13 protein-coding genes are annotated in these 17795 nt (G+C 67.2%); 6 read left to right on the forward strand and 7 right to left on the reverse strand.

Annotation, left to right across the window (positions count from 1 at the left end):
• Window positions 1-37: 37 nt before the first annotated feature.
• The gene (locus tag PV764_RS08405) at window positions 38-1069 is read left to right on the forward strand and encodes a LacI family DNA-binding transcriptional regulator (RefSeq protein WP_019185701.1); all 1032 of its coding nucleotides are present in this window, start codon (window positions 38-40) and stop codon (window positions 1067-1069) included.
• A 6-nt stretch (window positions 1070-1075) separates the two neighbouring features.
• Here the strand turns inward: PV764_RS08405 and PV764_RS08410 are convergent, their stop codons facing one another.
• Together PV764_RS08410 and PV764_RS08415 are read right to left on the reverse strand one after the other, a co-directional pair.
• On the reverse strand, window positions 1076-2572 hold the full coding sequence (locus tag PV764_RS08410; RefSeq protein ID WP_421116456.1) for a serine hydrolase domain-containing protein: 1497 nt from the start codon (window positions 2570-2572) through the stop codon (window positions 1076-1078).
• Between the two features lie 141 nt (window positions 2573-2713).
• Window positions 2714-3040, reverse strand: coding sequence for a hypothetical protein (locus PV764_RS08415; RefSeq protein WP_019185699.1), 327 nt, complete (start codon window positions 3038-3040; stop codon window positions 2714-2716).
• A gap of 113 nt (window positions 3041-3153) precedes the next feature.
• On the opposite strand from PV764_RS08415, the gene PV764_RS08420 reads away from it, so the two are divergent.
• The 4 genes from PV764_RS08420 (at window position 3154) to PV764_RS08435 (ending at window position 8726) form a co-directional block, all read left to right on the forward strand.
• Complete coding sequence (locus tag PV764_RS08420; protein WP_019185698.1) at window positions 3154-3753, forward strand: RNA polymerase sigma factor; 600 nt, start codon at window positions 3154-3156, stop codon at window positions 3751-3753.
• A complete protein-coding gene (locus tag PV764_RS08425) occupies window positions 3750-4166 on the forward strand; it encodes a hypothetical protein (protein ID WP_421116457.1) in 417 nt (138 codons plus the stop codon). Before PV764_RS08420 ends, PV764_RS08425 begins: the two co-directional genes overlap by 4 nt.
• Before the next feature lie 68 nt (window positions 4167-4234).
• Entirely contained in the window at window positions 4235-5128 is an 894-nt protein-coding gene (locus PV764_RS08430; RefSeq protein ID WP_421116458.1) for an ABC transporter ATP-binding protein, read from the forward strand.
• Window positions 5129-5141: 13 nt separating this feature from the next.
• Window positions 5142-8726 (forward strand): ABC transporter permease/M1 family aminopeptidase, encoded by a 3585-nt coding sequence (locus PV764_RS08435; RefSeq protein ID WP_421116459.1) that lies wholly within the window; start codon window positions 5142-5144, stop codon window positions 8724-8726.
• Between the two features lie 9 nt (window positions 8727-8735).
• Here PV764_RS08435 and PV764_RS08440 read toward each other — a convergent pair whose 3' ends face one another.
• From PV764_RS08440 to PV764_RS08460, 5 genes are all read right to left on the reverse strand, one after another.
• Window positions 8736-9131 (reverse strand): SseB family protein, encoded by a 396-nt coding sequence (locus tag PV764_RS08440; RefSeq protein ID WP_019185694.1) that lies wholly within the window; start codon window positions 9129-9131, stop codon window positions 8736-8738.
• A 71-nt stretch (window positions 9132-9202) separates the two neighbouring features.
• Entirely contained in the window at window positions 9203-9700 is a 498-nt protein-coding gene (locus tag PV764_RS08445) for a GNAT family N-acetyltransferase (RefSeq protein ID WP_421116460.1), read from the reverse strand.
• Between the two features lie 91 nt (window positions 9701-9791).
• Complete coding sequence (locus PV764_RS08450) at window positions 9792-11513, reverse strand: alpha-amylase family glycosyl hydrolase (protein ID WP_421116461.1); 1722 nt, start codon at window positions 11511-11513, stop codon at window positions 9792-9794.
• Window positions 11513-13000 carry an MFS transporter gene (locus PV764_RS08455; RefSeq protein ID WP_421116462.1) on the reverse strand — a complete coding sequence of 496 codons (1488 nt, stop codon included), beginning with the start codon at window positions 12998-13000 and terminating at the stop codon, window positions 11513-11515. The genes PV764_RS08450 and PV764_RS08455 overlap by 1 nt, the downstream gene beginning before the upstream one ends.
• Window positions 12997-15198: a Six-hairpin glycosidase-like protein gene (locus PV764_RS08460; protein ID WP_421116463.1), complete on the reverse strand. Its 2202-nt coding sequence runs from the start codon at window positions 15196-15198 to the stop codon at window positions 12997-12999. Before PV764_RS08460 ends, PV764_RS08455 begins: the two co-directional genes overlap by 4 nt.
• A gap of 233 nt (window positions 15199-15431) precedes the next feature.
• Here PV764_RS08460 and PV764_RS08465 point away from each other — a divergent pair, with 233 nt between their 5' ends.
• Window positions 15432-17498: a glycoside hydrolase family 97 protein gene (locus tag PV764_RS08465; protein WP_421116464.1), complete on the forward strand. Its 2067-nt coding sequence runs from the start codon at window positions 15432-15434 to the stop codon at window positions 17496-17498.
• Window positions 17499-17795: the final 297 nt, after the last annotated feature.

The raw sequence follows: 17795 nt of genomic DNA on the forward strand, positions 1-17795 counted from the left end.
GGCATGATGTCGCTTCACTGTCTCCCCGCCTGCTGAAATGACCATCCGCGGTAAAGCCACCTCCCTCGATATCGCCCACCTGGCCGGCGTCTCCCAGCCCACGGTGTCGCGGGCGCTGCGCGGCAGCCCGATGGTCAACGCCGAAACCCGGCAGCGGATCCTGGCCATCGCCCGGGAGCTGAACTACAAGGTCGACAAGAACGCCTCCAGCCTGCGCCTGCGCAATGCCGGCACACTGGCCCTGCTGTTCTTCGAGGACCCGACCAATGACGATTCGCTGATCAACCCGTTCTTCCACGCGATGCTCGGCTCGATCACGCGGGCCTGCGCGCTGCGCGGTTATGACCTGCTGGTCTCCTTCCAGCAGCTGTCCACTGACTGGCAGGCCGATTACGAGGACAGCAACAAGGCCGACGGCATCATCCTGCTCGGCTATGGCGACTACCACGAGTCGCGCGAGCGCCTGCAGCGGCTGGTCGAGCAAGGCACCCACTTCGTGCGCTGGGGCGCTTCCCTGCCCGACCAGCCCGGTGTCTCGATCGGCAGCGACAACTTCCAGGGCGGTTTCGACATCACCGCCCACCTGCTCGACCAGGGCTGCCGCCGGATCGCGTTCGTCGGCCACGCTTCCAGCCACTATCCCGAGTTCGAGCAGCGCTATCGCGGCCACGTCGAAGCAATGCGGGCGCGAGGCCTCACCGCCGAGCCCTCGCTGCAGCACGATGCGATCACCACCGAGCAGTCCGGCTTCGATGCCTGCCAGGCGCTGCTGGCGCGCGGTGAGCGTATCGATGGGCTGTGCGCGGCCAGCGACCTGATCGCGATCGGTGCGATGCGCGCCCTGCGCGAGCATGGCCTGCGCGTGCCTGAGGACGTGGCGGTCACCGGCTTCGATGACATCCCGCTGGCCGCCTCGGTGTCCCCGCCGCTGTCCACGGTGCAGCAGGACACCAAGCAGGCCGGGCACCTGCTGGTGGAAAAGCTGTTGGCGCTGATCGACGGCCAGCCGGTGGAAGGCCAGAGCATCGCGGTGAAGCAGGTGCTGCGGGAATCCTCGCTGCGCCGCTGAGTCCGTTCAGGGCACCCGCTGGAAGCTCAGGCTCTCGAAGCTGAGGGACCGCGCCAGGCCATCGGCCACGTGGAAGGTCAGCCAGTTGCCGCTGTTGGGGACGAACTCGACCCGGACCTGGTCAAGGTGTTCGCCCGCGGTGGCCACCGCGCCCAGCTGCCCCCAACGCAGTCGCAGTGCCTGGTCACCGGCCGCTTCGACGTTCATCTCGCCGAGCAGCGGGTGCACGTATCTGCCCACGTAGCCATCGCGCGGCAACGTTCGCAGCCACGGGCGTGCCTGGATCGCCTGGCGCTGACGCGCCATGTTCCGCTGCGCCTGGGCCGCCGTTGCCTGCAGGGCCAGGAAGCGGGCGGCGGAGCTCGCTGCGATCCCCTGCTCATGCAGCAGCACGCCATACACGTGATCGGCGATGAGATTGGTCAGCGGTGCGCCCAGCAGGTCCTCGTTGTTGAGCACCACCAGTGCGATGTTCTGATCAGGCATGAAGGACAGGTGCGCGTGGAAGCCGGCGAATCCGCCGAAGTGGTGCAGCAGCCGGTGGCCTTTGTACTGCCCGGTGTACCAGCCCCAGGCATAACCATCGCGCGCGAAGTCCAGATAGCGCGCGCTCAGCGCGACCTGCCGCTGCTGCGAACGACTGATTACCTGCGGTGCGAAGGCCGGGGTGCCCGCGCGCGGGAACTGCGCGATCAGGAACCGGGCCAGGTCCGGTGCGCTGGCAACCATGCCACCGGCCGCCTGCATCGTCCCGTCCGCTTTGCGCAGATACAGGGCCGTGGTCGGTTGCGCGCTGCCCAGTGAGTACGGCTTGGCCAGGGGCCAGCCTGCCGTTTGGGCACGGCTGATCCGGGTGCTGGTATGGCGCATGCCCAGCGGATCGAACACCGCGCGCTGCAACTGGTCCTGCCACGGCAGCGCGTCGTGCTGGTCCATCCAGATACTCAGCAGGTTGTAGCCGAGGTTGGTGTAGCCGAAGGTGCCGTGGGGCGCGTCCGGGTCGCGCCGGGTCGCGCCCACCAGCGCCAGCCGCGAGGCAGCGTCATGCACGCCGCTGAAAGCAGTGGCCCAGACCAAGGCGGGGTTGTCCACGCCCGCGGTATGGGTGAGCAGATCACGCACGGTGACCGACTCGGCGTCGATACCTTCCAGGCGCATCTGCGGAAACATCTGCTGGAGCGACATCGCCATGTCGAGCTCACCGGCGGCCTCTCTCTGCAGGGCGTTCAGCGCGAAGAACGGCTTGGTCGCCGAGGCGATGTAGAAGACGGTGTCGGCCGTGACCGGCGTACCGGCGGCAATGTCCGCCAAACCGTAGTAGCCCTCATGGATCACTTTGCCGTCCTTCACCACCACGACGGCGGTACCGGACGGCAAGCCGGTCGCCGCCTTGGTCTGTTCGATGAGGGCGGACAGCGGGGCGAAATCGAGCGGCGTGGCGGCGCCGACCGGAGACAGCACGGCCACGGCAAGGCCGGCACAGAGTGCCAGGATGCGTTTCATTCGAGGGTCCTGTTGCAGAGCAGCCGACAGCGGACCTGCCGGCTGGGGTGGGCGGCCGCATCCGCGGCCTGCGCCGGCATGCCGACGGTCAGGCCGCGGCGGACAACCGGCGGGCGATCGGTCGGCGGGCCGTACGCTGGCTTACTTCAAGCGGCGATCCAGCACGAAGTACACCACGTTGCCCAGGCCGGTCGCCCCGAGCAGCAGCGCGATCGCACCCGGCGTGACCCGGTCGATGCCGAGCAGATCGACCAGCCCGAAGGCCAGGGCCAGGGTCAACATCACGCAGCCCCAATGCAGCGCGGCCAGCCGACGCTTGGTGGTATCGCCGGCCAGCAGCGAACGCACCAGCTCTTCCGAGCCGCGGGCTTCGACGATACGGCGGCGCGTGTGGCCATCGACCACGCTCTTGATGGCATACACGATGCCGAGGATCAGGACGACGGGCAGAATCAGGTTGTAATCCATGGTGCGTTCGTTCCGTTGAGGAGGGGCTTGTCCACTGAGATACGGCCACGGCGGGATCGGTTGCACGGAACACGGTTGCAACCGGAGAGGCACTCGACGTATCTCTATGGAACATGCGCACATCGCCGCCCCCTCCTGCCGACTGTCTCGATGCCGACCGGAAACTGGTCGACGCCATTCTGTCGCGCCAGCCCGGGGCGTTCGAGCAGCTGGTGCGGGAGTATCAAGGCCTTTGCTGGCGCGTGGTCGATCGCATGGTCCGCCACCCCGACGACACCCGCGAGCTGTGTCAGGAAGCCTTCCTGCGCATCCATCAGACGTTGCATCAATACCGCGGCGAGAGCGCACTGAAATCCTGGGTCGCGCAGGTTGCCTATTCGATCGCCAAGCGGCACCTGGAACGGCGACGCATCCCACTGGTGGAGAACACCGTAAGCGACGACGGCACCGCCTTGATCGATCGGGTCGGCGATGGCATCGATCTGGAAGCCCTGACCAGCGAGCAGGACATCAACGCCCACCTGCATGCGGCCATCGACGCCCTGCCCCCGCTGCAGCGCACCCTGCTCACGCTCTATCATCTGGAAGAGATCTCCATCGCCGAGATCGCCACCCTTACCGACCTGGCCGAAGGCACCATCAAGAGCCACCTGTTCCGCAGCCGCAAGCGGCTGCGCGAACTGCTCGAATCCCGCATTGGAGTGCCCGCATGAGCAGCACAGACGATTCCCGGATCGACCCCGACGAATGGCAGGCCCAGGAACGCGGGCTGCGCGCGGCGCTGAGCGGCCAACGCGCCGGACCGGACGCCCCCGATTACCTGCGTATTGCCCAGGCGATCGCCTCTGCGCCGCAGAGCGGGCCGCCGATGCGCTTCGCCCGCGATGTCGCTGCGCACATCGCCCGGCATGACGCCGGGATAGAATGCTGGGTCTCCCGGGCCCTGCTGGCGGTGCTGGCGGTCGCGGTGCTGACGTTGGTTTCGCTGTTCGGCCCGGCATGGTGGCGCGCGATCGAGCACGCCGCGGGCAGCGCGGCGACCGGGTGGCTGCTGGCTGGCGCAGCCTGCGTGGCGCTGTCGTGGCTAGCGGCCCGTTGGCGGGCGTCCGGCCGGAAGCACCCATGACTTACGGCGGATGCAGGCTATCTGAATAGGGCGGATAACCGATCCATCGCCCAGGGGAAGCTGTCCGCATGCTTGAGATCCGCGCGCTGTCCAAGACGTACGCCAATGGGGTCCACGCCCTTGCCGGTGTCACCCTCGATATTCCCCGCGGCATGTTCGGGCTGCTCGGCCCGAACGGCGCCGGCAAGTCCTCGCTGATGCGCACCCTGTCCACGCTGCAGGAAGCGGACAGCGGCACCGCCACATTGTCGATTCCGGGCGAGGCGAGCATCGATGTACTGCGCGACAAGGACGCCGTGCGCCGACGGCTGGGGTATCTGCCGCAGGACTTCGGCGTGTATCCCAAGGTCAGTGCACTGGATCTGCTTGACCATTTCGCGGTGCTCAAAGGCCTTACCCACAAGGGCCAGCGCCGCGAGGTGGTGGATGCCCTGCTGCAGCAGGTCAATCTGTGGGACGCGCGCAAGCGCAAGCTGGGCACGTACTCCGGCGGCATGCGCCAGCGCTTCGGCATCGCGCAGGCGCTGCTCGGCGACCCACGCCTGGTGATCGTCGATGAACCTACTGCGGGGCTCGACCCGGAAGAGCGCAACCGCTTCCTCAACCTGCTTGCCGCGATCGGCGAGAACGTGGCGGTGATCCTGTCCACGCACATCGTCGAGGATGTCACCGACCTGTGCCCGAGCATGGCCATCATGAACAAGGGGCAGGTGCTGCTGACCGGCAAGCCCAGCGATGCGATCGACGCGCTGCAGCACCAGGTCTGGCGCAAGCAGGTGGACGTTGCCGAACTGCCCGCCTACGAAGCCAACCATGTGGTGCTGTCCACCCGCCTGGTTGGTGGCCGGCCGGTGATCCACGTGCACAGCGCGACCGACCCCGGCGACGGCTTCGCCGCCGTTGCTCCCGATCTGGAAGACGTCTATTTCCAGCGACTGCGCCTGCAGTCGCGGGCCGCCTGACCGGAGCCCGCCGATGATCGCTGCCTTCTTCCGCTTCGAGCTGCGCGAGCAGCTCCGTTCCCCGCTGCTGTGGCTGCTGGCGGGCCTGTTCGCGCTGATGGCCTTCGGTGCGGCCTCCTCCGACGCCGTACAGATCGGCGGCGGCGCCGGCAATGTGCACAGCAATGCGCCAACCGTGATCGCCTCGATGCTGGGCATCTTCACCCTGCTCGGCATGCTGGTGTCCACGCTGTTCGTCAGCAACGCGTTGCTGCGCGACTTCGATCTGGGCACCGCCGAGCTGATCTTCGCCAGCCCGATCAAACGCCGCGGCTATCTGGCCGGGCGCATCGGTGCGGCCCTGGTCAGCGGGCTGCTGGTCTACATGATCATCGCCCTGGGCCTGGCGCTGGGGCCGTTCATGCCCTGGGTGGATCCGGCCCGCATGGGCCCGGTCTCGCTGTACAGCTACGTGTGGGCCTTCGGGGTGATCGTGATCCCGAACCTGGTCTTCACCACGGCGCTGCTGGCGTTGCTCGCGGCCACCACGCGCTCGATCCTGTGGGTCTACATCGGCGTGATCGGTTACTTCGTGCTGTACGGCGTCAGCGCCGCCCTGCTCAGCGACATCGACAACACCTGGGTGGCCGTGTTGAGCGAGCCGCTCGGCCTGCGCGCGCTGTCACGGACCATCCGCTACTGGTCGGTGGCCGAGCGCAACAGCGGCCTGCCCGCCGTGGCCGGTCAGCTGCTGGCCAACCGCGCGCTGTGGCTGGGCGTGGCGGCCGTACTGTACGCCGCCACGTTCGCCTTGTTCCGCAGCGAACGCAGCGGCAGCGCCGGACGTCGCTGGGGACGCAGGACCGCCCTCGTGACGACCGCGCCCGCACAGCGGCCGAGCCAGGTCGTAGTGCCCCGCGTGGTGCCGGGCCACGGCGCCGGCACCGCCTGGAGGCAGTTCCTGCACCAGGTCCGCTTCGACACCAGCGGCGTGCTGCGCAGCGTGCCGTTCCTGGTGCTGCTGGTACTGGGGCTGTGCAACTTCCTGCCCGGCGCGCTGTTCCGCCAGACCCTGTACGGCACGCCGATCTGGCCGGTCACCTCGGAGATGCTGACCGCCCTGCAGGGCGCCTACAGCTGGCTGCTGATCATCATCGTGCTGTTCTTCGCCGGCGAACTGGTCTGGAAAGAGCGCGCGGCCCGGATCAATGAAGTCACCGATGCGATGCCCGTCCCCAACTGGGTCCCGCTGCTGGCCAAGTTCGCCACGCTGGTGGCGGTGATCGCCTGCTTCCAGGCGATCGGTGCGCTGGCCGCGATCGCGGTGCAGCTGAGCAAGGGCTACACGCAGATCGAGCCACTGGTGTATCTCAAGACCCTGGCACTGGACTCGGTCGTCTACCTGTTGATGGGCGGCCTGGCGCTGGTGCTGCAGGTGCTGACCAACAACAAGTTCATCGGCTACGCGCTGCTGATCGTGGTGATGATCGGCCAGGCGGTGCTGGGCATGCTCGACTACACCCAGAACCTGTACAACTTCGGCAGCTGGCCGATCGCGCCGTACTCGGACATGAACGGCTACGGCCATTTCCTGCCGGGGCAACTGGCTTTCCAGGGCTACTGGGCGCTGTTCCTGCTGGCGCTGCTGTGTGTCGCCTCGGCGTTCTGGGTCCGTGGTGTCGGCACCAGCCTGCGCCAGCGCCTGGTGCTGGCGGGCCGTCGCCTGCGCGGCCCGGCCGGGCTGGGCGCCGCCGTCGCGACGCTGGCCTTCATCGGGCTGGGCGGCTGGCTGTACTGGAGCACCAACATCCGCAACGAATTCCTCTCACCGGACCAGCAGCTGGACCTGCAGGCCCGCTACGAGCGTGAACTGTCGCGCTACCGCAACCTCCCGCAACCGCGCATCGTCGCGGTGGACAACCGGATCGACCTTCACCCGGAAACCCAGTCGGTGGTGATCGATGCGTACTGGACGGTGCGCAACACCCACACCACCCCCATCGCGCAGCTGCACGTGGCGATGAACGACGACAAGCAGCTGACCGCGGTCGACCTGGGCGGCCAGACGCTGGCGATGCATGACGCCGACCTGGGCTATCGCATCTACCGGCTGACCGCTCCGCTGCAGCCAGGGGAGGAACGCCGCATCCACTTCCGCGTCAACCAGCATCCGACCGGCATCACCTCCGATCAGGCGCCCACCGACCTGGTGGAGAATGGCAGTTTCTTCAACAGCCGGCTGCTGCCCTCGTTCGGGTACGACCAGGGCGTGCAGATCACCGACCGCAACGAACGCCGCAAGCGCGGCCTCGGCGAACCGAGCCGCATGCCCAAGCTGGAGGACCAGGCCGCCCGCGCGAACAATTACGTGACCGACGATGCCGACTGGCTGGCCTTCCGCAGCACGATCTGCACCGCGCCGGACCAGATCGCGCTGGCGCCGGGCTACCTGCAGCACGAAGCGACCGTCAACGGGCGGCGCTGCTTCAGCTACGCCATGGACCGGCCGATGCTCAACTTCTATGCCTACCTCTCGGCGCGCTGGGAAGTGAAGCGCGCGGCATACAAGGGCATCCCGATCGAGGTGTACTACGATGCGCGCCACGGCTACAACGTGGACCGCATGATCGAGGCGGTACAGAAGTCGCTGGCGTATTACGAGGCCAACTTCACGCCGTACCAGCACCGGCAGGTGCGCATCATCGAGTTCCCGGGCTACGCGCGTTTCGCCCAGTCGTTCGCCAACACCATCCCCTACTCCGAATCGATCGGCTTCATCGCCGACCTGCGCAACCGTGACAAGGTGGACTACGTGTTCTACGTGACCGCGCACGAGGTCGCGCACCAGTGGTGGGCGCACCAGGTGATCGGTGCCAACGTACAGGGCGCGACGATGTTGTCTGAGTCGCTGTCCCAGTACTCGGCGCTGATGGTGATGGAGAAGGAGTACGGGCGGCAGCAGATGCGTCAGTTCCTGAAGACGGAACTGGATGGCTACCTGTCCGGGCGTGGCAGCGAGGGTATCGAGGAGCTGCCGTTGGCACGGGTGGAGAACCAGCAGTACATCCACTACGAAAAGGGCTCACTGGCGTTCTACCGCCTGCGCGAAGAGATCGGCGAGGCCGCACTCAACCGTGCGCTCAAGCGTTTCCTGCAGGACAAGGGCTTCCAGCAACCGCCCTACACCACCTCGACCGAACTGCTGGGCTACATCCGGGCGGAGACGCCGGCCGACCGCCAGCAACTGGTGACCGATCTGTTCGAGAAGATCAGCTTCTACGACAACCGCGTGCTGGCCGCGACCGCGCGCAAGCGGGCGGACGGCAAGTACGACGTCACGCTGAAGCTGCATGCCGAAAAGCGCTATGCCGACGGTGACGGCAAGGAGACCGCTGGCGCCATGGACGACTGGATCGAGCTCGGCGTGTTTGCCAACGCCCCCTCGGGCAAGGAGCGCGACCAGAAGGTGCTGTACCTGCAGCGCCACCACGTCACCGAGGCCAACCCGTCGATCACCGTGACGGTGGACGGCAAGCCGGATGAAGCGGGCTTCGATCCCTACAACAAACTGATCGATCGGGTCTCCTCGGACAACCGGCGCAAGGTGACGCTGCAGTAGAACGCAGCGTCAGCGCGGGCCGTCGGCGAAGTCCTTCAGGATTTCGCCGACGCCCGATGGCGAGATCTCAAACCCCAGCGGCGTGCCGGGGTTGATCACCACGCCGTAGCCGCCGGGAACGCGCTTGAGCACGTCCAGCATCAGCATGCGGATGGTGTGCGGGGCCTGCTGGCTGTGGAAACCGACCCGGCTCATATCGGTGAACACCGACACGTGCAGCACGCCCTGCTTGTCGAACAGCAGCGGATCGAAACCGCTGCCGTCCGGTGTCACCAGGCTGCCGGTGAGCAGCACCACCTCGGACGCCACGAAGGCCTTCATGAACAGGCCGATCGGCAGCTGGCCGTCCATTGCCGTCTTGAGCAGCGTTTCGATCGGGGTCTGGGGGGCAGCAGCGTCGGTCATGGAATGCAGGGGTATGGGTGGGGTTCGCTAGTGTACCGCCGGGGGTGCCAGGAGCCGGCCAGCGGCCGGCACTACGGGCTGGCCGGATCGCCGACGAGGTAGAGGTGGAACGTCGGGTCCTCCTGGGTCAGCGCGACATGCAGGAGACCGAGCCGCGGCAGGGTCCGCAGCCAGTAGGCATGCGCCGCCAGATCGCCGCGGAACACCGCGAGCAGCCATTGCCCCTCGCCGGGGCGCAGCAGTGTGCTGACCACATAAGCGGCCAGGCCTTGCCGCCGGTACTTGGGGAGCACGAAGAGGTCGGCCAGTTCGGGATAGTGGTGGCCGTCCCGTTCCACCCGGTCCACCAGCACGAAGCCGGCGAGTGCTTCGTCGACGAACAGCAGCCGTGCCCACTGCGGGTCATCGCGCAGCGAGGCCTCGACGTCGCGCCGGTCACAGTCGAACAGGCCGTCGGGACGTACCTCTTCTCCGCTCCAGGCCGAGGCCTCGAAGTAGTAGAACTGCATCAGATGGAACAGGCGCTCGGCGTCGCCGGGCGTTGCGTGGCGCAGGGACAGGCGTGACATGGACAGCTTACTCGGGAGGACCGCACTGCGCGGTCGCGAGCCCGATTGTACGGCCCGGCCCACCGCGAACGGCAGACCGGGCATCGCCCGGCTATTTCGCCAGCCGCTTCGTGCGCGCGCGCTGGTCGTCGACCGCTGCCTTCAACTGCTTCTGCAGCGCCGTCTGGTCGACCGGTGCATCCAGCACGAACACGCGCACGCCGTGTGCGGGTACCTCGGCGGTCAGCGATCCCTTCACCGTCTGGCTGGCACCGCCCAGCGCGTCGCGCCAGGTCCCGGCCTGCAGGTAGCGGCTGACCTCGAAGGTGCGCGCCGCGTCACCCTTGTTGAGCAGCACCAGTGCGGTCTGCGCGGTATCGCCCTGCTGCAGCACACGGAAGAACACCGCTTCATCGCCTTGCAGGCGCTCGTTGACCTGCAGGCCGCGCTGCAGGGCGGGGATGGCCTCGCGCAGCTTGGCGATGCGCTGCAACGGCGCAAAGATCGGGCTCTTCGGCGCCTCATCGACGCGCTTCTGGCCGAAGTAGGCACGGTTGCCGGCATGCTCGGCGCGGCTGCGCATGAAGCCGGTTTCCGACCCGTAGTAGATCACCGGGATGCCGCGCGCGGTGAACAGCCAGTTGTGGGCGTCGATGAACCCGGCATCGCTGGCATCCAGCCGCGCCATGTCGTGATTATCGTAGAAACTCATCAGCTCGTACGGATTGGCATACGGCCCATCCAGCAGGTGCAGCGGCTCGGCCAGGGCCTCAAAGCCTTTCTGCTCCCTGCCAAAGACCGACGACAAGGCGCCGCGAAGCGGGAAGTCGAGCACGGAGACGTTCGCATTGGCCGGCCAGGTGTGCTCGGCGATCTTGCGGGCGTCGTAGTCGAACGCTTCGCCGAACATGAACATGCCCGGATGCTCCGCGCGGATGCGGTTGACGAAGGCATGCCACCACGGGTGTGGCAGCCAGCCGATGGTATCGATGCGCAACGCATCCACGCCCTGCGCGGTCCACTGCAGGTACGCGCCGACCAGGTAGTCCATCACCACCGGATTGTGCTCGTTGAAATCGGAGAGTTCGGCCAGGTTGCCATCGAAGATCGAGCCGCTCTTCCCGTCCACCGGGCCGATGTTGTTGTAGAACGCGTGCAATGGGTTGTGGACCGGGTCCAGCTGCTGCGGCGGGAGGTTCTGATGGTCGGCGATCAGCCGGCCGCCCTTGTCGAAGATCTGCCCGAACTGCGGCTGCGCCACCGGCATCGTCCACGCGGGCGAGCCATGGTTGCCCACGATATCCAGCACCACCTTCAGATCGGCCGCGTGCAGGCCACGGGTGAAATCGCCGAAGTCCAGGTCCTTGCTCGGCAGATGTTCGTCGAGCGTGTAGAAGTTGACGCCCCAGTAGCCGTGGTAACCGGTCTTGCCGCGGTCGGTCAGCGTGCTGGTGCAGCTGATCGGCTTGCTGCCGGTGAAGGCCTGGTCCGGGTTGTCGATGATCGGGGTGATCCACACCGCGCCGAAGCCCAGATTGCGGATGTACGCGGCGTTGTCGAGCACACCCTTGAAGTCACCGCCGAGATAGCCGATGTTGCCGTCCACCTTGTCCGGGCACGGCACCGGGATGTCGAAGGTGGGGTGTGCACCGCCCTGGTCGCGGTGATCGTTGGACGCGTCGCCATTGACGAAGCGGTCGGTGACCACGAAGTAGACCGCTTGGCTGGCGAACGGCTCACGCGTGCCGACATAGTCCGGGCGCTCGACGGCCAGGGCGGGACTGGCGGACAGTACGAATGACAGGGCCAGCGACAACGACGAATACCGGGACATCAGACAACCTCCTGTTGGGATGGCACATACAGCACGCACAGGCCGGCCAGCAGCAGGCTGCCGCCCCCAAGTGCGAGCACGTGCATCGGGTCACCACCCAGCCACGTGCGCAGCAGGAAGCCGAGCGCACTGGCCGCGACCAGCTGCGGGATCACGATGAAGAAATTGAACAGGCCCATGTAGATCCCCATCTTGGCCGCCGGCACGCTGTCGGACAGCAGCGCATACGGCAGCGACAGGATCGAGGCCCAGGCGAAGCCGACGCCGACCATCGACAGCAGCAGCCAGTGCGGATCACGGATGAACAGCATCGAGATCAGCCCCAGGCCGCCCAGCCACAGGTTGACCAGGTGACTCCAGCGCAGGCCGAGTGCACGCACCATCAACGGGATCAGCAAGGCCGCCAGTGCGGCGAAGCCGTTGTAGGCACCGAACAGCACACCGACCCAATTGGCGCCGTCGTTGTAGGCGGCCGAGGCGGTATCGGTCGAGCCAAAGTGCGTACCGGCGACGGCGGCGGTGGTGTAGATCCACATCGCGAACAGCGCGAACCACGAGAAGAACTGCACCCACGCCAGGCGACGCATGGTGCGCGGCATCGCACGCAGGTCGTCGACGATGGTGGCCAGCATGTTCGCGCCGGGCACGCAGCGCGCCACACCGAGCAGCACGCCGTAGGCGACGCACAGGCCGGCGAGCACATACAGCATGCGGTCACCCTGCTGCCACGCGATGGCGGCGGCAAGCACGAGACCGGCCGCCACCCAGCCACCGATCTGCGCCCAGGGGGGCGGTCCGGCCACGCGCGTACTGTGGTGCACGGCGGCCGGCTCGGCATCGTCGAAGCAGGCCAGTTCGGCAGGCGAGTACTCCCGGGTGCTGACCACCGTCCAGGTGATCGCCGCCAGCAACACCGCCGCGCCGAAGTAGAACGCGTACCGCACGGTGTCGGGCACCTGCCCTGCTGCGGCCGTATTGGCCACGCCGAAGTGGGCCAGGATGAAAGGCAGGAAGCTGGCGACGATGGCGCCGATGCCGATGAAGAAGCTCTGCATGGCAAAGCCGGTCGGCCGCTGCCGCGGGGCCAGCTGATCGCCGACGAACGCGCGGAACGGCTCCATCGATACGTTGATCGAAGCATCCAGCACCCAGAGCGTGCCGGCTGCGATCCACAGCGTCGGCGAATTCGGCATCACCAGCAGGGCCAACGTGGTCAGTACCGCACCGATCATGAAGAACGGGCGACGGCGGCCCCAGCGCGTCCAGGTGCGGTCGGACAGGTAGCCAATCACCGGCTGCACCAGCAGGCCGGTCAGTGGCGCGGCGATCCACAGCCCGGGCACCGCATCCATCGGGGCGCCGAGCGTCTCGAAGATGCGGCTGGCATTGGCGTTCTGCAGCGCGAAGCCGAACTGGATGCCGAGGAAGCCGAAGCACATGTTCCAGATCTGCCAGAACGACAGCGTCGGTTTGGGCGAACGGCTCATCGGCGCGGCTCCGTCGAGGCCGCCACCGGCATCAGGGTCAGTGCGGATACGCGCGCCTGGTTGAGCACGCCCGCGCTGCCGCCCTTGCCGCCGTTGTACTGCGCGAAGTGGGTCAGCGCACTCATGTTGAAGCCCTCCTCCAGCGAGATGCGGCAGGCCCCTGCCGTCGTCTCGAACTCTACGGCTGTTGAATCCTGTTCGCCCACGCTGTGCGGCATCACGATGGGGCGGCGCTGCTCGGGCTGGCCCGCACACTGCAGCACCAGCGTCTTCACCGCTGCGGTCACTCCGGTGTTGATCGGGCCGTTGGGGTTGTTGTATCGCAGGCGTGCACGCCAGCGGCCGGCGGTCGGTGCGGTCCACTGCCACTGCGTGTCGCCCGCCAGCACCTGCTGCGGGCCGATGCAGGTCATCGGGCTGTGCAGCGATTCCAGCGCGCCTGCACGGCGGGTCAGGCTCAGGCAGTGGCTGGCACCGTCCTTGACCAGCGTGGCGACACCCTGCGCGGGCACTACTTGCTGGCCGTCGCGCCACAGCACGTGCCCGGCAGGCACCGTGATCTTCCAGCCTGCCGTCGTTTCACGCGGCACCGGGGGGGCGGGGCTGGCCGGGGCGAACACCGCCGAGGGACGCAGGATGGCCGGTGATGGCGTCGCGCCCGTGGCATGCAACGGCACCAGCTGCACTGTGGTGGTCGTGCCGTCGCGCTGGATATCACCCGCCACCAACAGCTCGCCGGCAAGGTGCTTCGGTCGCACCAGCACGTAACGCTGTTCGCCATCGTCCAGGCGGATGCGGTCATGCTCACCGAACAGCGTCGGCACCAGCGATGTCGGCAGCTTCGGCGCGATACGACCGTCGTCCTCCACGCCGAACACACCTTCCAGCACCATCGAGAGATAGCCGGCCACCGACCACAGCTGGCGTGGCGAATTCACCACCGGGCCGCTGAGGGCACCTTCATCGACATGCACCGCCAGCGTGCGCATCTCGTAGTTCTCCATGTTGGAACCGGCCAGCGCGGTGCCGCGCATCAGCGACTCGATCTCCATGGCGATGCGCGGGGCATCGTCCAGCCGGCGCGCCGCGCGCAGCGAGTACGCGCTGACGAAGGGCCAGATGCCGCGGTTGTGGTAAATCGGCTGCTGGGCTTCCTGCGGCCAGACGACCGGACTGCCACCGGCCACGGCCGGGTAGTTCGACAGGGCACGCCGCGCGCGATCGGCTGGAAACACATCGGCCAGCACGCCCAGCGAGAGCGCGAGCAGGTCGTACTTGGCATACGGGACCGGGTGCGCGGCTTCACCGATGTAGCTCATGTACTGCCCGGCATCCTCGCGCCAGAAGCGCGCGTCGATCTGGCGGGCCAGCGCGTCGGCCCATTGACCGTACGTGGCAGCCCGCGAATCGCCGTGCTGGCGGGCCAGCTGCTCGGCCAGCCGCAGGGCCTGATAGTGGAGCACGTTGGTGGACAGCGCGAAGGACTCGCCGATGAAGCGCACGTCCTCGCGGGTCCAGTCCGGGTAGGTCTGCTCGCGCCAATCCAGGAACGAGGTCTCGCCGCGATACAGGCCGATCCGTGCCTCGAACACCGCCTCGCGATCCTGTGCCAGGGTGGCCTGCAGTGCCTGCCAGACCTGGTCGGCAAAGGCCGCGTCATCCAGCAGCCCGCGTGCGGCCAGGAACCACACCACGCGGTCGCTGCTGATCGGCCAGCTGCCACCGGAGCCGGTGTCCTGCGCCACGAACAGGCCCGGCGTATGCCCATCGCGCGCGGTGGACAGCTTGAACTGCAGCGACTGGCGCGTGCGTACCGGATCCAGACGCGACAGCGCCAGATCCGCGGCGAAGCTCACATCGCGGGTCCACACATAGGGCCAGCGCTCGCCGGTCTGGAAGCACTCGCAGTCCACGGGCTTACCGTGATTGAAGGCCGGGTCGCGGATCGCATCCACGCGGTCGGCATCCATCTCCTGCTGGGCCAGCCCGAACAGCGCATCGAACAGCACACTGCCGGTTTCGCTGCGCATCGGCTGCGCGTTGACGCGCACCTCGCCCTGCGGTGCGTGCAGAAGGTAGCCACCTTCAGCGGCGGTCTCGGCACGCGCATGGCGGCCATCGAAGTCCAGGTCGGCCGCACGTGCGGTGGACCCCATCGCTGCCCCGAGGGCAACGGTCAGGCAGATCATCTTCAGCATCGAAGTGGCGAACCGGCTCGCGCCAGTTGCCTCCCTCCCCTTTGCTCGCGTTGTAGGTCCGCACCGCCTCGCGGCAATGCGCTCGCGGCCCCCTCCCAGGGTGCCTTGGGCCCATGGTAGACGGCACGCCGCAGCCTGCATCGAGCTGCATACGTATTCATGGCCAGGGCGGTCGGCAATCGTGACCGCGTCGCTATAGTCCGGGGGTGTTTTCGGCCGCCTTGGGAGGGGAAATGCCGTCACTGTCGCATCCAACAAACGGGCATTTCGCACGTCGTCGCCTGCCCCTGCTGGGCTGGATCCTCTGCGCATTCAGCGCCACCGTCTTGGCGGAACCGGTCACTGTCGCCAGTGTCGAGTCGCCCGGCAAGGTACTGCGCGTGTCGCTGCAACTGGATGGTGGCAACCCCAGCTACCGGGTGGACCGTTTCGGCGAAACGGTGGTGGACAACTCCAAGCTTGGCTTCCAACTGCGCGATGGCCGCCTGGACCGCGACCTTGCCGTGGTCGGCCAGCAGTCGCGCAGCGTCGATGAGACCTGGGAGCAGCCCTGGGGCGAGCGCCGGCTGACCCGCAACCACTTCAACGAAGTGGTGGTGCAGCTGGTCGAGCGCAGCGGCACCAAGCGGCGCATCGATGTGGTGTTCCGGGTCTACGACGACGGCCTGGGCTTTCGCTATCGCTTCCCGCAGCAGCCGGGGATGCGCGAGGCGATCATCGATGATGAGCTGACCGAGTTCGCGATCGCACCGACCGCCACCGCCTGGTGGATTCCGGCCGGCGAGCCGATCCACTACGAATACCTTTACCAGCGTACGCCGCTGGACCAGGTGCCACTTGCGCATACGCCGATGACGCTGCGCAGCCGCGATGGACTGCATGTCTCCGTCCATGAGGCGGCCCTGGTGGACTACGCCGGCATGTGGCTGCGCCGCACCGAAGGCCAGCGCCTGCGGGCGCAGCTGTCACCCTCTGCCGAGGGCTGGAAAGTGCGGCGCAGCCTGCCCTTCGATACGCCGTGGCGCACGCTGCAGATCAGCGACACCGCCGGCGGGCTGGTCGAATCCAGCCTGATCCTCAACCTCAACGAACCCAATGTGCTGGGCGACGTGAGCTGGGTGAAGCCCTCCAAGTACCTGGGTGTGTGGTGGTCGATGCATCTGGACGAGGAAAGCTGGGCCACCGGCCCGCGACATGCTGCCACCACGGCCAAGACCCAACGCGTGATCGACTTCGCTGCCCGGCATGGCTTCCGCGGCGTGCTGGTGGAAGGCTGGAACCCCGGCTGGAACGGCGACTGGGTCGGCAACGGCTACGCGTTCGATTTCACCCGGCCCACTGCGGACTTCGACATCGAGGCGCTGTCGGCCTACGGCGCGACGAAGGGCGTACACCTGATCGGCCACCATGAAACCGGCTGCGCCATCGAACACTACGAGGATCAGCTCGGCGCGGCGCTGGATCTCTACGCGCGGCTGGGCGTGGACTCGTTCAAGAGCGGCTATGTGTGCGATGACGGCCAGGTGGATCGGCGCAACCCGGCGGGTGGGCCACTGTGGCGCGAGTGGCACGATGGCCAGTTCATGGCCCGCCATCACCTCAAGGTCGTGCAGGAGGCGGCCAGACGGCATATCGCGGTGAACCCGCACGAGCCGATCAAGGACACCGGCCTGCGCCGCACCTACCCGAACTGGATCACCCGCGAAGGTGCACGTGGGATGGAGTACAACGCCTGGGGACAGCCGCCGAATCCGCCTGAGCACGAGGTCAACCTGGTGTTCACCCGGATGCTGTCCGGGCCGATGGATTACACCCCCGGCATCCTCAGCCTGAAGGGCCGTGGCGGCCAGGCGATCCCCAGCACGCTGGCGCGCCAGCTCGCCCTCTACGTGGCGATCTACAGCCCGATCCAGATGGCCGCCGACCTGCCCGAGCACTATGAGCAGCACCGTGAGGCCTTCCGCTTCATCGAAGATGTGGCGGTGGACTGGGAGGACACCCGCGTGCTCAACGGCGAGGTGGGCGACTTCGTGACCATCGTGCGCAGGGACCGCCACAGCCGCGACTGGTTCCTTGGCAGCATCACCGACGAACATGGCCGCGTGCTGCCCATCCCGCTGGGCTTCCTGGAGCCGGGCGTACGTTACCGGGCGGAAATCTATCGCGATGGGGACGGCGCCGATTTCCGCAGCAACCCCTTCGCCTTCGTGCGCGAGACCCGCGAGGTCACCAGCGCCGACGCGCTGACGCTCGTGCTTGCGCCGGGCGGCGGCCAGGCGATCCGCTTTACCCCGTTGTAGATCTGATCAGAGGTCTCGACGCAGGCCCATGACGGGTAGTGCCGGCCGCTGGCCGGCTCCTCCATCTGCCTGGCATCCCGAGGAGCCGGCCAGCGGCCGGCACTACCCGTCGACGTTTGCATGGCAAACCGTGGCGCGGTGGCGCGCATGCGCCAACGCAGCTGTAATCGCTTCCAACACGGCAAACGTCATTGAATACGTATGCAGGGTGATTCCCGCGGCAGGCGCGCTGCCTACCATAGCCACGCAGTCAACGGCCACCGCGCCATGACGCTCCCGGGTCCTCCGGGCAACCAC

Source organism: Stenotrophomonas sp. AS1 (assembly GCF_048957655.1).
In the GTDB taxonomy this organism is placed as follows: Bacteria; Pseudomonadota; Gammaproteobacteria; order Xanthomonadales; family Xanthomonadaceae; genus Stenotrophomonas; species Stenotrophomonas bentonitica_A.

What these genes read in the sequence shown, in the direction of transcription:
- PV764_RS08405 (WP_019185701.1), top strand. Translation starts at nt 38, where the DNA reads ATGACCATCCGCGGTAAAGCCACCTCCCTCGATATCGCCCACCTGGCC.
- PV764_RS08410 (WP_421116456.1), bottom strand. Translation starts at nt 2,572, where the DNA reads ATGAAACGCATCCTGGCACTCTGTGCCGGCCTTGCCGTGGCCGTGCTG.
- PV764_RS08415 (WP_019185699.1), bottom strand. Translation starts at nt 3,040, where the DNA reads ATGGATTACAACCTGATTCTGCCCGTCGTCCTGATCCTCGGCATCGTG.
- PV764_RS08420 (WP_019185698.1), top strand. Translation starts at nt 3,154, where the DNA reads ATGCGCACATCGCCGCCCCCTCCTGCCGACTGTCTCGATGCCGACCGG.
- PV764_RS08425 (WP_421116457.1), top strand. Translation starts at nt 3,750, where the DNA reads ATGAGCAGCACAGACGATTCCCGGATCGACCCCGACGAATGGCAGGCC.
- PV764_RS08430 (WP_421116458.1), top strand. Translation starts at nt 4,235, where the DNA reads ATGCTTGAGATCCGCGCGCTGTCCAAGACGTACGCCAATGGGGTCCAC.
- PV764_RS08435 (WP_421116459.1), top strand. Translation starts at nt 5,142, where the DNA reads ATGATCGCTGCCTTCTTCCGCTTCGAGCTGCGCGAGCAGCTCCGTTCC.
- PV764_RS08440 (WP_019185694.1), bottom strand. Translation starts at nt 9,131, where the DNA reads ATGACCGACGCTGCTGCCCCCCAGACCCCGATCGAAACGCTGCTCAAG.
- PV764_RS08445 (WP_421116460.1), bottom strand. Translation starts at nt 9,700, where the DNA reads ATGTCACGCCTGTCCCTGCGCCACGCAACGCCCGGCGACGCCGAGCGC.
- PV764_RS08450 (WP_421116461.1), bottom strand. Translation starts at nt 11,513, where the DNA reads ATGTCCCGGTATTCGTCGTTGTCGCTGGCCCTGTCATTCGTACTGTCC.
- PV764_RS08455 (WP_421116462.1), bottom strand. Translation starts at nt 13,000, where the DNA reads ATGAGCCGTTCGCCCAAACCGACGCTGTCGTTCTGGCAGATCTGGAAC.
- PV764_RS08460 (WP_421116463.1), bottom strand. Translation starts at nt 15,198, where the DNA reads ATGCTGAAGATGATCTGCCTGACCGTTGCCCTCGGGGCAGCGATGGGG.
- PV764_RS08465 (WP_421116464.1), top strand. Translation starts at nt 15,432, where the DNA reads ATGCCGTCACTGTCGCATCCAACAAACGGGCATTTCGCACGTCGTCGC.